Genomic DNA, 13,041 nt, shown 5'->3' with positions numbered 1-13,041 from the left:
GTGACAGGCTTAGGCTTTAGCCACGGCGCCCCATATTCAGGAGGAACCCACCTTGAACTGGCAGGAAATGTCTTTATCGCAACCCGCGGTGCAGGCCGCCATCGGCGTGCTGGGCCTGCTGCTCGTGTCCTGGGTGGCGCAGTGGCTGGCGCGGCATGTGCTGGCGCGCGGCCTGGCGCGCCTGGGCACGGCCAGCCGGCCGGGCCTCGCCGCCGTGCTGCTGAACCCGCAGGTGCTGAACCGCGCGGCGCAGATCGTGCCGACGCTGATCATCCAGGTGGGCATCGGCTTCATCGAGCATCTGCCTGCCGCCGTCGTCACCGTGGTGCAGAACGTCGCCGCCGCGCTGACCGTGCTCTGCGTGGCGCGCACGCTGTTCAAGGTGCTGGACGTCACGCTGGAGGTGCACCAGCAGCGCGCCCTGGCGCACGACGACGGGCGCAGCCGCTCGATCAAGTCGTACATCCAGCTGGGCCAGCTGGTGGTCGGCGCGGCAGCGGTGGTCGTGATGATCGCGGCGCTGGCCGACAAGTCGCCGCTGATCGTGCTGTCGGGGTTTGGCGCCATGTCGGCGGTGCTGATGCTGGTGTTCCAGGACACCATCAAGTCGTTTGCCGCCGGCCTGCAGATCGAGGGCAACGACATGCTGCGCGTGGGCGACTGGATCGAGGTGCCGCAGGCCGGTGCCGACGGCGACGTGATCGACATCGCGCTCAACACCGTCAAGGTGCAGAACTTCGACAAGACCATCGTCACCATCCCGACCTGGAAGCTGATGAGCGAGAGCTTCAAGAACTGGCGCGGCATGAGTGAATCGGGCGGCCGGCGCATCAAGCGCACGCTGATGATCGACGCGGGCAGCATCCGTTTCCTGACCGACGAAGAAATCGAGCGCCTCGGGCAGATCACGCTGATCGCCGACTACGTGCACGAGAAAGCCAGCGCGGTGAAGATCTCGCGCAGCATGAAGGCCAGCGAGCTGGGCGAAGCGCTGGCGCGCGTGCCCGCCAACCAGCGCCGCCTGACCAACATCGGCACCTTCCGCGCTTATGTGCACGCTTACCTCAAGGCCAACAGTGGCATCCACGAAGACATGACGCTGATGGTGCGCATGCTGCAGCCCACGGCCGAGGGCGTGCCGCTCGAGCTGTACTGCTTCACCAACACCACGCGCTGGGCCGACTACGAGGCGATTCAGGGCGACATCTTCGACCACCTGCTGGCTGTGCTGCCCGAGTTTGGCCTGCGCAGCTTCCAGGCGCCGGGTGGGGCGGATTTGCTAGGGTTGATAGGCATTCTAGACAGCGCCGCCAAGTCCGCATCGATTTCTGTTTCGGAATAGTTCCTAAAAGCTGGGTCTAAGGTGAGATCAATAGAAATATCGCAATCTAAAATCTCATGGTACTAATTGGGTGCCGAGAGATGATCGATTCGCTTTCGAACCAATTCGTTAATCTGCCGCGTAGAGTTAACTAGCATCAAATGTTGTCGGATTTCCGTGAGCGATACGACTTCGACAAGTCGAACGATTGCGGCATTGACGAAGGAGGATGAGATTGCGGGGATTCCCTCGAAGGATAGTGCGACGTCTTCACCGCTATTGATTCTTGGTGCGATTAATTCAAATATGACATTTCCGTCATCATACGTTGAATAGTTTTCTACATAATCCAAAATGCGAAATATTACCATTTGAAAACCTCCGGCTCGACTTCATCGATCCAACCCTGTAGTCTATCAGTCTTTAGGGCGACCCGAACCAATGTTCCCGGATATACGAATGGCTTGGTTCTGGCGGTCCGCTTCGCAATGCCTCCGACGTTCAGTGCCGATATATTTGCTCTTCCTGAGATGATTGAAATATGGCCGCGATCCTTCGTTGTAATCGTGGAAATCAGGACATCGAGGCCAGCACCGCGGTTCCGCACGTTTGATTGAGTGGTGAACCCCTGGGTGCATGCCAGTTTTAGTGCCTCGGCATCAGAAATCTGAGGTACTCTTGTTCGCACGACATTGGGTATTCCCGTTCCGAAATCGGAGATTGCGATATGCAGTTCACCATCATTAGGAAAGAATTGAGCGTGGATGCAACCTACTCCGACCCCGGAATGATCGTTAATGTTGTGAAGGATTTCCTCTAAACAAACGCGAAGACTCGCAAGTGCTTCGTCAGGGACGCCCAACTGCGTTGCTGCCCAAGGAATTAAGGTCATATAGAGAAATCCCATTGCCTGTTCATTCGAAATGAGGGTCAATGGGAACATTGTTGGACGTCTTTGCGCATGTTGGCTTAGAGGTTGTCCGTGGTATCTCGCGAAAAAACCGCAGTCATCGAGGTATTGAACCGCTGGATAGGTTTTCCAGATATTGGTCAAATTTCCATTAACTTTGCATCGGCGTAGATATTCTATAAAATTACTTAATACTACAACGCCGATCGGTTCGATAAACTGAATGCTTCCGAAGTCAATGTCGATATTTGAAGCGCGTGCGTCCCCTTGGTCTGTAATTCCTCTTCGAATTACGCCATACATCGTGTCTTGTCCAAATCGAACGGGCAAGACGATCTTAAGGTTTGTATTGCTCAAAATGCCTAGCATTTAAAATTCAATTGAGCGCAGAGAGCTCTCGCGTGTTGGGTAGAAAGAATGAGTGCTGTTCTCACTGTTCCGATGGCTAAGCGCAATGATCAAATATGCTCGGATCGGATGCGGAAACAGAGAGTAGAAGCCAATGATGACAGATCAATCCGATTTCCATTTTGCGATCACCTGAAGCTGTTGGAGGCTTGGCCGCCGGTCTCGAGGGTCCGTCGGGTACATCTCTTAGAAAAGAGGCGTCCTTTCCAGCGCGCTCGACGAGGTCAGATCGTGCACATCGCGTCGCGCGGGTCGGGTCTGGGTGATCGCCGCCAAGGGTCAAGACGTCGAACGGTGATTGGCCAGGTCGCCTGAGAGGACTCGGCACAGCACATGCTCGCGCAGCGGGTGGCCGACGGGCAGGGCCGGGTGCTCGAACGTGGCCACATCGCGTTGCATGCCCAGGCGCTGCATCACGGCTTGCGACGGCGTGTTGGTCACGGTGGTGAACGACACGATCTCGTCCAGGCCCAGCCGGTCAAAGCCAAACGCCAACGCGGCGCGAGCGCCCTCGGTCGCCAGGCCCTGGCCCCAGTGCTCGCGCGCCAGCCGCCAGCCGACTTCGACGCAGGGCGAGAACGGCAGGTCAGGCGCCGGCACGTGCAGGCCGAGCATGCCGATGAAGGCGCCGTTGTCCTGTCGCTCGACCGCCCAGAAGCCCCAACCGCGCATGGCGATCAGCGCCTGGCAGCGGTCGGCCAGCGCGTCGCTTTCGGCGCGCGTCAGCGGTTCGGGGAAGAAGCGCATGGTCTCGGCATCGGCGTTCAGCGCGGCAAAGGGCGCGCGGTCGCTGTCGCACCAGGGACGCAGGACCAACCGTTCGGTGCGCAGCGTGGCGGGCGTGTCCAGGTGCGGGGGCGCCCTGTGGGCCATGCTTAGAACACCAGGGTGCGCCAGCGCAGGTCCAGCGCGCGGGCCATGAACTGCACGGCGCCGCCGCGGCCGGCGACTTCGGCAATCAGGGGCGTGTCGGTCAGGCCGTGCGCGGCCAGTGCGTCGCTGCAGGCGAAGAGGCGCGCCCCGTGGGCGGCCGCGTCCTGGATGTGGGCCAGCACGGTTTTATGGACGCGCGGGCTGGCGCGCAGGGCCGCGGCCATGCCGGGCACCAGCAGGTGCACGCTGGCGGCGGTGAAGTAGATCTCCACCGGCGCGTCCATCGCGGCAGCGGCGGCGGCTTGGAAGAACGGCGTGGCCAGGCGCTCGGGCGTGCTCGGGTCGGTGGCCCAGAGCAGGATGGCCACGCCGTCGGGGCTGTGTTCGGTGAAGCTCATGGCGCGCCGCCTTCCGGCTTGCCGGTGGCAGGCAGGCCGGGCGTGGTGGCCGGTTGCATCTCCAGCCGGTGCAGCCAGGCGTGGTGCGCCATGGCGGGCGCGACGGCGTCGCCGGTCAGCAGCGCGGGGGCGTCGGCGGCCCAGTCGCTCAGCTGCACGCGCGCGATCCAGCCGGCGCCGTACGGGTCGCGGTGGACCAGCTCGGGCCGGTCGTCCAGCGCCTCGTTCACCTCAACCACCGTGCCGCTGACGGGCGACTTGACGGCAACGACCGACTTCGACAGCTCGACCACCGCCACCGTGTTGCCCTGCGCCAGCTCGGTGCCCACGCGCTTGGCGCGGCACATGTAGACCTCGCCCGACAGACGGATGCCCAACTGCGTGATGCCCACGGTGGCTGTGCCGTCAGCGGTCAAGCGCGCCCAGACCTGTTCGGCCATCAGGTAGTGCAGATCGTCCGGGTGGACCAGGGGTGGGGCGCTCATGTCGCTGAAATGGGTTCAAGCATATCGAAGATGTGCTTCTGTAATGATAGCTGCCTGCGCAGAATACACTGGCGTCACAGACCGATTTGACTCCAATGCTTCAGAGATGAAAAAAAGCCTTCCTGCCCTTGCCTTGGCGTGCCTGCTGGGCGCGCCGCTGTGGGCGACCGCCCAGAAGATCGGCGATGTCAGCACCGCCTTTCAGTGGATCGGTCCCAACCACAAGATCGTGGTCGAGGCGTACGACGACCCGCAGGTCGAGGGCGTGACCTGCTATGTGTCGCGTGCCCGCACCGGCGGCGTCAAGGGCGGCTTGGGGCTGGCGGAGGACAAGGCCGAAGCGTCGATCGCCTGCCGCCAGGTCGGGCCGGTGCGCTTCAAGGCGCCGCTGCCCAAGGAGGACGAAGTCTTCAGCGAACGCATGTCGGTGCTCTTCAAACGCCTGCGTGTGGTGCGCATGGTCGACACGCAGCGCAACACGCTGCTGTACTTGACGTACTCCGACAAGCTGGTCGAAGGCTCCCCGCAGAACAGCCTGACGGCCGTGCCGATCGACCGCGCGACGCCGATCCCGATCAAGGGTTGAGCGCTGGGCTGACATCCGTACGGTCATGCGCTTGCTACGAATTGAATAGCTGTCCGCGCAGGTCCCACTTAGGTCAGCGCATGAAATGGGCGGAAGGGCATGGGAGTCGAACCCACCCGGCGACGCATGGCGCCACCCACCGGGTTTGAAGCCCGGCCCACCCACCAGGGTGGTTGCCCTTCCGTAGAGAAATCTCCGCCCTGTGGCGCCGCAGGCGCCTTCCCCCCTCTCTCTTCGCGCTGCGCGCTTCGGGAGGGGGACAACGCCAATGCCCGGTGCCAGCCCGGGCAGGGCGTTCGCTGGCAGGGGCACGCGCGACGGTCTTGGGATTTGTCGCCGTATTCATTCGGTGAACAGCGTGCATTCTGCCCGCAGTTTGTGCAGGTCGCCGACGCGGCGGGTGAGGCCGATGCGGTCGAAGTGTTCGAGGATCTGGATGGCGCGTTTGCGGCCGAGGCCGGTGGCGTCGCGGAACTGGGCGGCGAGCACGTTGCCGTCGTGCGCGGCACCGATGGCGCGGGCGATGGCGGCCAGGCGCGCCATGGTGGCGGGCGGGTAGTACAAGTCCTTGACGGTCTGGTGCAGCTCGCCCTGGCGGGCCAGGCGCGCCAGGGTGATGCGCATCAGCGCTTCACTGTCGCCCGTGCCTTTGGCCAGGTCGCGCACCCAGGCGCCTTCGTAGCCGGCGGCGGACAGCGCGGGCGCGACTTTTTGCGCGATGCGCGTTTCCTGCGCCGTGAGTTGCGCGCCATGGCTAGGCAGATGGGCGACGGCGCCGCGCAGAGCGATCTGGCCGGCGGCAGCCAGCCGTGCCAGCAGCGCTTGCCACAGCGGGGCTGACAGGCGCGGTGCGGTCAGGCGGCGCAGGCGGGCGGTGTCGGGGCCCAACTCGTCGGGCTGCTTGTCGTGAAAGGCTTGCAGCGCGGCCAGCACGGCGGCTTCCAATGCTGCGGTTTGCGTAGCGCCCAGCGCTTGCCCTGCTTGGGCCAGCGCGCCGTCGGGCATCGCATCTGGCGGCAGGGTAAGCAGGCCTTGCGCGGTCGTGAAGCGCTGCAGATCGACGCCGAAAGGCGCTGCGGCCAGCAGGCCCGCCAGGCGCTCGGCGGCGCTGGGCAGGGTCAGCGCCTGCAGCTCGGCCAGGCGCTGCGGTGTGCGGCGGTAGCGCGTGGGCGGGAAGGGGTCGAGCACGCTGCCGCCGGCCAAGGTGCGGCTGGCCGCAGCGTCGCGCAACAGCACGCGCTCGCCATGCCAGGCGCCCACCGGGGCGTGCAGCACCAGTTGCACAAAGGCGCCGGCGCCGGGCGCCAGGGTGTCGGCGTCCAGCACGGCCACGGTGGCGGCGACCTGCGCGGCGCCCAGGTGCGCCAGCACGCGCGCGCCACTGCGCAAGGGTTTGGCTTCGCCGTGCCACAGCGTCAGGCGCACGTCGACGCGCTGGGTCTGCAAGGCGACGGTCGGGGCGGTGAGCCACTGGCCGCGCGCGACCTGGTCCTTGGCGATACCGGGCAGGGCAACGGCGCAGCGCTGGCCGGCGTGGGCACGGGCGACTTCGCGGCTTTGTGCGTGCAGGCTGCGCGCGCGTGCGGGTAGGGGCTGGGCCGATGAAGTGGGGAGCAAGGCCAGCTCGCCGCCGACGGCGACCTCGCCCGCGTGCACCGTGCCTGTGACCACCGTGCCGGTGCCGGGCAGGGTGAAGGCGCGGTCGATCGCCAATCGGAAGGCTTTCAGGTCAAAATCGACTTCCGCCCTAGAGCCATCTGCGCGGGCAGCTTCCAAAAGCATAGCTTTCAGCGCATCGATACCCTCGCCCGTCTGTGCTGACACGGCGACGATGGGCGCGCCGGCGAGCGGCGTCGGTGCCAGCAGCGCGGCCACTTCGGCCCGGACGGCGGCGACGCGCGCGGCGTCCGCGCGGTCGGTCTTGGTCAGCACGGCGATGGCGCGCGATACGCCGAGCAGACTGAGCACGGCCAAGTGTTCCAACGTCTGCGGCATCGGCCCGTCGTCGGCGGCGACCAGCAGCAGCGCCATGTCGATGCCGCTGGCACCGGCCACCATGGTGTGCACCAGCCGTTCGTGCCCGGGCACGTCGATGAAACCATGCGTTCGGCGGCCGGCCGCCGGGCCGCCCCAAGGCCGGGGCTCCCCCCTGGGGGGACGACGCCGGAGGCGTCTAGGGGGCAGTCATCCGGCACGTCGAGAAAGGCGTAGCCCAGCTCGATGCTGATGCCGCGCTGCTTTTCTTCGGGCAGGCGGTCGGTGTCGACGCCCGTCAATGCGCGCACCAGCGTGCTCTTGCCGTGGTCGATGTGGCCTGCGGTGCCGATGATCATGGTGGTAGCGGTGGCGAATCAGACGCGGTAGGCGGCCTGCGGAAGCACCGGGGGCGCGGCGCCACCGAACATCTCGGCGAACATGAAGTCGGCCCAGCGGAAGTCTTCCTGGAACAGATGGGCTGTGCGTTCGTTGTAGTCGCGCTGAACCTGGCGCACGCGGCCTTCAGCGTCGAAGTCGTAGTCGAACTGCACGTTCAGCGCCTGCCCCGGCGTGCCGTTGACGACCATGTAGCAGAGGTTGTCGGGCAAGCGCTTCTCGGGTGCGCGGCCGGCCAGTTTTTCGCTGATCTGGTAGGCCACGATGCGGCCCAGGCGGTTGGCGATGTGCGCGCTCTTGGGGTAATAGCGGAAGGGCAGGGGCGACACGGCCTGGATCGCGTCGCCGATGACGAAGGCGCGTTCATCGCCCTTGACCTGCATGGTCAGCACGTCGACATCGGCCCAGCCGTCGCTGGTGGCACTGACGGTGCCCGCCAGCCAGGCCAGATCGCCCGCCTTGTGCGGCGCCATCAGGATGGCGTGGTCAAAGCGCTGGTCGCCCGCGGCGGTGCGGATGCGTTGGTTGAACGGGTCGACCTCCTGCACATGCGCGTTGGGCACGTAGGTGATGAAGTCCTTGTACAGCTCGTCAAACGCGGCCTTGTAGCCGCCACCGATGGGGGCGATGCCGGGCTTGTGGTCGAGGATGGTGATGTGGCCCTTGATCTTGTGCGTCTTGAAGTACCAGGCGATCAGGCAGGCGCGTTCGTACGGGCTGGGCGGGCAGCGCTGCGGTGGCGGAGGTAGGTTCATGACCAGTTCGCCGCCCTTAAAGCCGTGCAGCGCGCGCTTGATGGTCAGGAATTCGCTGTTGCTGGCGTAGGCGCTGGGAAAGCGCTGGCGCGTGGCGTCGGCCGCGCGGCGGTCATCGCCGAACCAGGCTTCGTACTGGTAGCGGATGCCGGGTGCCAGCACCAGCCAGTCGTAGTCGAGTGTGCCCTGGCTCGTGGTGACGCGGCGCTGGGCGCGGTCAATGCCTTCCACCTCCGCCTGCACGAACTGCCAGCCCAGGTGCTGCGACACGCGAAGGTAATCCTGCGTCAGCAGCTCGCCGTCCACCATGTCGACCAGCCACATGTTGGACAGTGGGCTGGAGAAAAAGCTGGGGTTGCGGTCGATCAGCACGACCTCGGCCTGCGGCGCCAGTTTGCGCAGGTTGGCCGCCGTGGTCAGGCCACCCCAACCGCCGCCGCAGACGACGACGCGGGGCGCTTTCCCCTTGGGCAGCAAGGTCTGGCTGGGACGGCCGAGGAAGGCGGGCAGCGGCGCCGGTTGCAGTCCGCCCACGCTGTTGGAGGTCGTTGTGGCGCAGCCGGCCAGGGCGGCAGTACCGGCCACACCGGCGATGAAATGGCGACGATCAAGGGTCATGAAAAGCTCCTTTTCCAATAGCTGACCAGCTAATCTTTACAAGGACAAGAAAGGTATTTGATTCGTCAGGGCGGTAGCGTCCTCCAGGCAGCGGCAATCCAGCAGCAGACGGCCATCGGCAATGCGGCCGATGACGGGTTGGGGCAGTTGGCGCAGCGCGGCGGCCAGCGCGTCCAGCACGCGGCCACTGCGTTGGCCGTCGACCGGCGCGATGGCCACGCCAGCAGAGGGCAGGCGTTCGACCGGCAGCGAGCCGGAGCCGATCTGTCCCTGCAGCGCGACCGGCTCCACCGCGTAGCGCGGCGCCAGTGCGGCCCCCAGCACCGGCAACACCAGAGCGGCGGTGGCTTCAATGTCGGCCAAGGGACGCGTCAGCAGGCGCAGCGTGGGCAGCGCTTGGGCCAGATGCTCGGGCTGCTGGTAGAGCATCAGCGTGGCTTCCAGCGCGGCCAGGGGCAGCTTGCTCATGCGCAGAGCGCGCTTCATCGGGAACTTGCGGATGCGGCCCACGCATTCCTTGCTGCCCACGATCAACCCGGCCTGCGGGCCGCCCAGAAGCTTGTCACCGCTGAAGGTAACCACGTCGCAACCGGCGCGCAGCATCTCTTGCGGCGTGGGTTCGCGCGGCAGGCCGTAGGCGGCCATGTCGATCAGCGCACCGGCGCCCAGGTCGGTGGCCACGGGCAGGCCGCGTGCGTGGGCGATGGCGGCCAGCGTCGCCTCATCCACCGCACTGGTGAAGCCTTGCACGGCGTAGTTGCTGGTGTGTACCTTCATCAACAGGGCGGTGCGCTCGGTGATGGCACGCTCGTAATCGGCAGGGTGGGTGCGGTTGGTGGTGCCGACTTCGACCAGCTTGGCGCCCGCGCTTTCCATCACGTCGGGCATGCGGAAGGCGCCGCCGATTTCGACCAACTCGCCGCGCGAGACGATCACTTCCTTGCCGCGTGCCAGCGCCGCCAGCGTCAGCAGCACGGCGGCGGCGTTGTTGTTGACCACGGTGGCGGCTTCGGCGCCGGTCAGCTCGCAGAGCAGGCCTTCGACGATGCTGTCGCGGTCGCCGCGCTGGCCGCTGGCCAGGTCATATTCGAGGTTGTTGGGGCCGGCCATCATGGCCTGCACATGGCGCAGCGCGCTGGGCGCCAGCAGGGCGCGGCCCAGGTTGGTGTGGATGACGGTGCCCGTGAGGTTGAGCACCGGCTTCATGCGCGGGGCCAGGCGATCGGCCACGCGCCGGTGCAGCGCGTCGGCGATGACTTGCGTGTCGACCGCGCCGGCCGCCAGGGTGCCGGCGACAGCCTGGGCGCGCAGATCGGCCAGCAGCGTGCGCGCCGTGTCCGCCACCACGGTGTGGCCGTGCGCGCCGACGAGGTGGGCCACGGCGGGCACGCGCAGCAGTTTGTCCAGCGCCGGCAGTTGCTGCGGGCGGGCGAGGTCGGTCGTAGGGGTTGAGGCTGACTTTGGGGCCTGCGAACCGTGGACCACGGATTCTGGGGGCCGGGCCATCAGTGTGGCCCTCGAGGCGCGGGGGGCGGTTCGCCTGTGTCGTCGGCGCTGTCGGTGTCTGCTTCGCCGAACAGCAGCAGCAGGTTGGTGCCGTGGCGTGCGTAGCCAGCGTCGGACACCAGCAGATCGAGCGTCAAGGTGGCCAGGTCGTCGGCCACGGGTTCGACCTGCACGTCCTGCGTCATGTGCACGATCTTGAGATAGTGGCCGCAATCGTCGCAGGTTTCGGCCTGGATGCTGGGGCGTTTGGCGGCCGCAGCGTCATCGGGCGCGGCCACGGCTTCGAGCGAGCGAAAGCGCACGGCCCCGGTGCCGCGGCAGTGTGTGCACTTGACGCGCACCATGTGCCATTCGGCGTTGCACAGCGTGCAGTGCAGGTAGCGGTGGCCTTCGGTTTCGCCGCCCACGCGGGTGACGCTGGCCAACGGTAGGCTGGCGCAGCAGGGGCAGCGCCCTTCGTCGTCGGTGTAGCCAAAGGCGCCGGGCAGGGCGGCCTGCGTGGCCATGACCAGGCGGGTGAAGAACAACTGCAGCCCGGCAGCGACCAGCGGCGCCAGCGCCATGTCGAGGCCCAGCGACACGCCGGTCAGCAGGCGGCCGGCCTGCGTTTCCAGGGCCTCGTCGGTCAGCGACAGCGCGGCTTCGACACTGGGGCGGGCCGGGCTGTCCGGCGGCAGGTGCTCCAACGCGTGGCGGATCAGCGCGCGCCATTCGTCGCGCCAGACGGCGTCGCGCGGCCACACGCTGGCGTCCAGCAGGGCTTCGCCGCGCTGCGAGGCGGCGTCGGCCTGCGCGGCCGTGGGCAGTGTGACGGCGGGGTAGCCGGCCAGGCGCGCGTGTTGCGCCTCGGCCAACACGGCCATCAGCAGCAGGTAGTCGCGCATCGGGTGGCCGGCGGCCAACTGGCGCAGGCGCAGCGCGCGCTCGGCAAACACGCCGGGCTGCGGCAATACCAGGCGGGGCAGGTCGCCCCCCGCGTTCAGCGCGATCTCTTCAGGGGTGCGCAAATGACCAGTGACAGACATAGACATCCAACGGGCTGCCCGCCCTAGAGGAATCTGCGCGGGCAGCTATACAACATGTAGCAAATGACCGGTCGGCTTACTGTCCGCCGGGCGCACGGTCGATCGACTGCTGCACCTTCTCGCGGTACCACAAGCTGTGGTGGCGCTTGGCCCAACCCGATGTCACGGTGCCTTGCGTCATGGCGCGCAGCGTGCCCTTGACCCAGATCGCGGCGTAGATGTGCACCACGGCCGTCAGCGACATGATGAACGCCGCCAGCGAATGCAGAAGCACCGCCACGCGCTGCACCGGGATCGGCACATCGGTGGCAAACCAGGCCTGCCAGAACAGCAGGCCGGTTCCCAGCAGCACCAGCAGGCACAGGGTCATCGACCAGAACACCAGCTTCTGACCGGCGTTGTACTTGCCCACAGGTGGCATTTGCGATTCGTCGTTGTCCAGCACCAGCTTGGGCGCGTCCTTGACCCACTGGGTATCGGATTTGCGCCAGAGGTTGGCGCCGACGAACATGAAGAACATGAACAGGAACAGCACGAACACGCCGATACCGAAGTAGGGGTGCACGATGCGTGTCCACTGCGGGCCGCCGAAGAACTGCGTCAGAAAGAACAGGTTGGGGTGGAACAGCGCCAGGCCGGAGAATCCGGCCAAGCCGAACAGCACGACCACCAGCCAATGGTTGATGCGCTGGTTGTCGGTGTAGCGCTGGAGGTAGAGCTTTTTCATCGCCGTACCGCTCCCAAAAGGAAAAAGCTCCCCCTCGGGGGGCAGCGGACCACGCGAAGTGGGGAAGCGTGGGGGTGATGTTTCATCGCACTTCTCCTTCAGACGGGGCAGTGCCGTGCTCGTACACGCGCTGGCCGTCCAGTTCGATCACGTTGGGCTGACCGTCGGGCACGTAGTCCTCGTCGTCTTCCGGCACTTCCAGCGGGCCCTGCTTCATGTGGTGGAAGAAGCCGACCAGCGCAGCGCCCACCATGGTGGCCAGTGCGACCGGCTTGGCGAGGCCCTTCCACAGCGCCACCATGGGGCTGATGGTCGGGTCCTTGGGCAGGTCGGAATACAGCTCGGGCTTGTCGCCGTGCTGCAGCACGTACATGACGTGCGTGCCGCCGACGCCAGCCGGGTTGTAGACGCTGGCCTGCTCGTAGCCGCGCGATTTGAGTTCGGTCACGCGGCCGTCGCCGTACGCCAGCATGTCTTCCTTGCTGCCGAAGCGGATGGCGCCCGTGGGGCAGGCCTTGGCGCAGGCCGGCTCCTGGCTGACGGCGACGCGGTCGGCGCACAGCGAGCACTTGTAGGCCTTGTTGTCCTTCTCGCTGATGCGGGGCACGTCGAAGGGGCAACCCTTGACGCAGTAGCCGCAGCCAATGCAGTTTTCACTGATGAAGTCGACGATGCCATTGGCGTACTTGACGATGGCGCCCGGCGACGGGCAGGCCTTCAGGCAGCCCGGGTCTTCGCAGTGCATACAGCCGTCCTTGCGGATCAGCCATTCCAGGCGGCCGGGGGTGACCTCGACCTCCGAGAACTTCATCACCGTCCAGGACTGCGGCGTCAGATCGACCGGGTTGTCGTACGTGCCGTGGCAGGTGCCGACCTCGTCGCGCAGATCGTTCCATTCCATGCACGCGACCTGGCAGGCCTTGCAGCCAATGCAGCTGGACACGTCGATCAGCTTGGCCACCGCCGGAATGCGGTGGCGCACGTCCGGCGACGGCGTGGTCGTAGCCGAGCGCTTGGCGATGTCGAGGGATTGAAGAGATGACATAAACCGGACTC

At 65.9% G+C, this 13,041-nt stretch carries 12 protein-coding genes, 1 tRNA gene and 1 pseudogene; 2 read left to right on the top strand and 12 right to left on the bottom strand.

Going from position 1 to position 13,041, the window contains the following annotated elements:
* Positions 1–52 precede the first annotated feature (52 nt).
* Positions 53–1,342, top strand: a complete 1,290-nt coding sequence (locus FVQ98_RS01660) for a mechanosensitive ion channel family protein (RefSeq protein WP_255507568.1) — start codon at positions 53–55, stop codon at positions 1,340–1,342.
* Between the two features lie 62 nt (positions 1,343–1,404).
* Here FVQ98_RS01660 and FVQ98_RS01655 read toward each other — a convergent pair whose 3' ends face one another.
* The 5 genes from FVQ98_RS01655 to FVQ98_RS01635 all read right to left on the bottom strand — a co-directional run bounded on the left by FVQ98_RS01655 (position 1,405) and on the right by FVQ98_RS01635 (position 4,395).
* A complete protein-coding gene (locus FVQ98_RS01655; protein WP_147911669.1) occupies positions 1,405–1,692 on the bottom strand; it encodes an STAS-like domain-containing protein in 288 nt (95 codons plus the stop codon).
* The gene (locus tag FVQ98_RS01650) at positions 1,686–2,600 is read right to left on the bottom strand and encodes a histidine kinase (protein WP_147911668.1); all 915 of its coding nucleotides are present in this window, start codon (positions 2,598–2,600) and stop codon (positions 1,686–1,688) included. Before FVQ98_RS01650 ends, FVQ98_RS01655 begins: the two co-directional genes overlap by 7 nt.
* Before the next feature lie 318 nt (positions 2,601–2,918).
* Complete coding sequence (locus FVQ98_RS01645; RefSeq protein WP_147911667.1) at positions 2,919–3,512, bottom strand: GNAT family N-acetyltransferase; 594 nt, start codon at positions 3,510–3,512, stop codon at positions 2,919–2,921.
* 2 nt (positions 3,513–3,514) lie between these two features.
* Positions 3,515–3,910 (bottom strand): DsrE family protein, encoded by a 396-nt coding sequence (locus FVQ98_RS01640; RefSeq protein WP_147911666.1) that lies wholly within the window; start codon positions 3,908–3,910, stop codon positions 3,515–3,517.
* Positions 3,907–4,395 (bottom strand): glycine cleavage system protein H, encoded by a 489-nt coding sequence (locus FVQ98_RS01635; protein WP_147911665.1) that lies wholly within the window; start codon positions 4,393–4,395, stop codon positions 3,907–3,909. The genes FVQ98_RS01640 and FVQ98_RS01635 overlap by 4 nt, the downstream gene beginning before the upstream one ends.
* 106 nt (positions 4,396–4,501) lie before the next feature.
* On the opposite strand from FVQ98_RS01635, the gene FVQ98_RS01630 reads away from it, so the two are divergent.
* Entirely contained in the window at positions 4,502–4,981 is a 480-nt protein-coding gene (locus FVQ98_RS01630; RefSeq protein WP_147911664.1) for a CreA family protein, read from the top strand.
* Positions 4,982–5,071: 90 nt separating this feature from the next.
* Here FVQ98_RS01630 and FVQ98_RS01625 read toward each other — a convergent pair.
* The 7 genes and pseudogenes from FVQ98_RS01625 to fdxH form a co-directional block, all read right to left on the bottom strand.
* A tRNA-Sec gene (locus FVQ98_RS01625) sits at positions 5,072–5,164 on the bottom strand.
* 159 nt (positions 5,165–5,323) lie between these two features.
* A pseudogene (gene selB, locus FVQ98_RS01620) lies at positions 5,324–7,314 on the bottom strand (selenocysteine-specific translation elongation factor).
* 18 nt (positions 7,315–7,332) lie between these two features.
* Entirely contained in the window at positions 7,333–8,727 is a 1,395-nt protein-coding gene (locus FVQ98_RS01615) for an FAD-dependent oxidoreductase (protein WP_147911663.1), read from the bottom strand.
* A gap of 36 nt (positions 8,728–8,763) precedes the next feature.
* On the bottom strand, positions 8,764–10,233 hold the full coding sequence (selA, locus tag FVQ98_RS01610) for an L-seryl-tRNA(Sec) selenium transferase (protein WP_147911662.1): 1,470 nt from the start codon (positions 10,231–10,233) through the stop codon (positions 8,764–8,766).
* A complete protein-coding gene (gene fdhE, locus FVQ98_RS01605; RefSeq protein WP_187265588.1) occupies positions 10,233–11,240 on the bottom strand; it encodes a formate dehydrogenase accessory protein FdhE in 1,008 nt (335 codons plus the stop codon). Before fdhE ends, selA begins: the two co-directional genes overlap by 1 nt.
* 94 nt (positions 11,241–11,334) lie before the next feature.
* The gene (locus tag FVQ98_RS01600; protein ID WP_147911660.1) at positions 11,335–11,985 is read right to left on the bottom strand and encodes a formate dehydrogenase subunit gamma; all 651 of its coding nucleotides are present in this window, start codon (positions 11,983–11,985) and stop codon (positions 11,335–11,337) included.
* 82 nt (positions 11,986–12,067) lie between these two features.
* Positions 12,068–13,030, bottom strand: coding sequence for a formate dehydrogenase subunit beta (fdxH, locus tag FVQ98_RS01595; RefSeq protein WP_147911659.1), 963 nt, complete (start codon positions 13,028–13,030; stop codon positions 12,068–12,070).
* Positions 13,031–13,041: the final 11 nt, after the last annotated feature.

The sequence above is a fragment of the Ottowia flava genome, from assembly GCF_008017535.1.
Classification (GTDB): Bacteria; Pseudomonadota; Gammaproteobacteria; order Burkholderiales; family Burkholderiaceae_C; genus Ottowia; species Ottowia flava.
The sequence above is the reverse complement of the archived record's forward strand: the minus strand, read 5'-3'. Positions and strand labels throughout refer to the sequence as shown.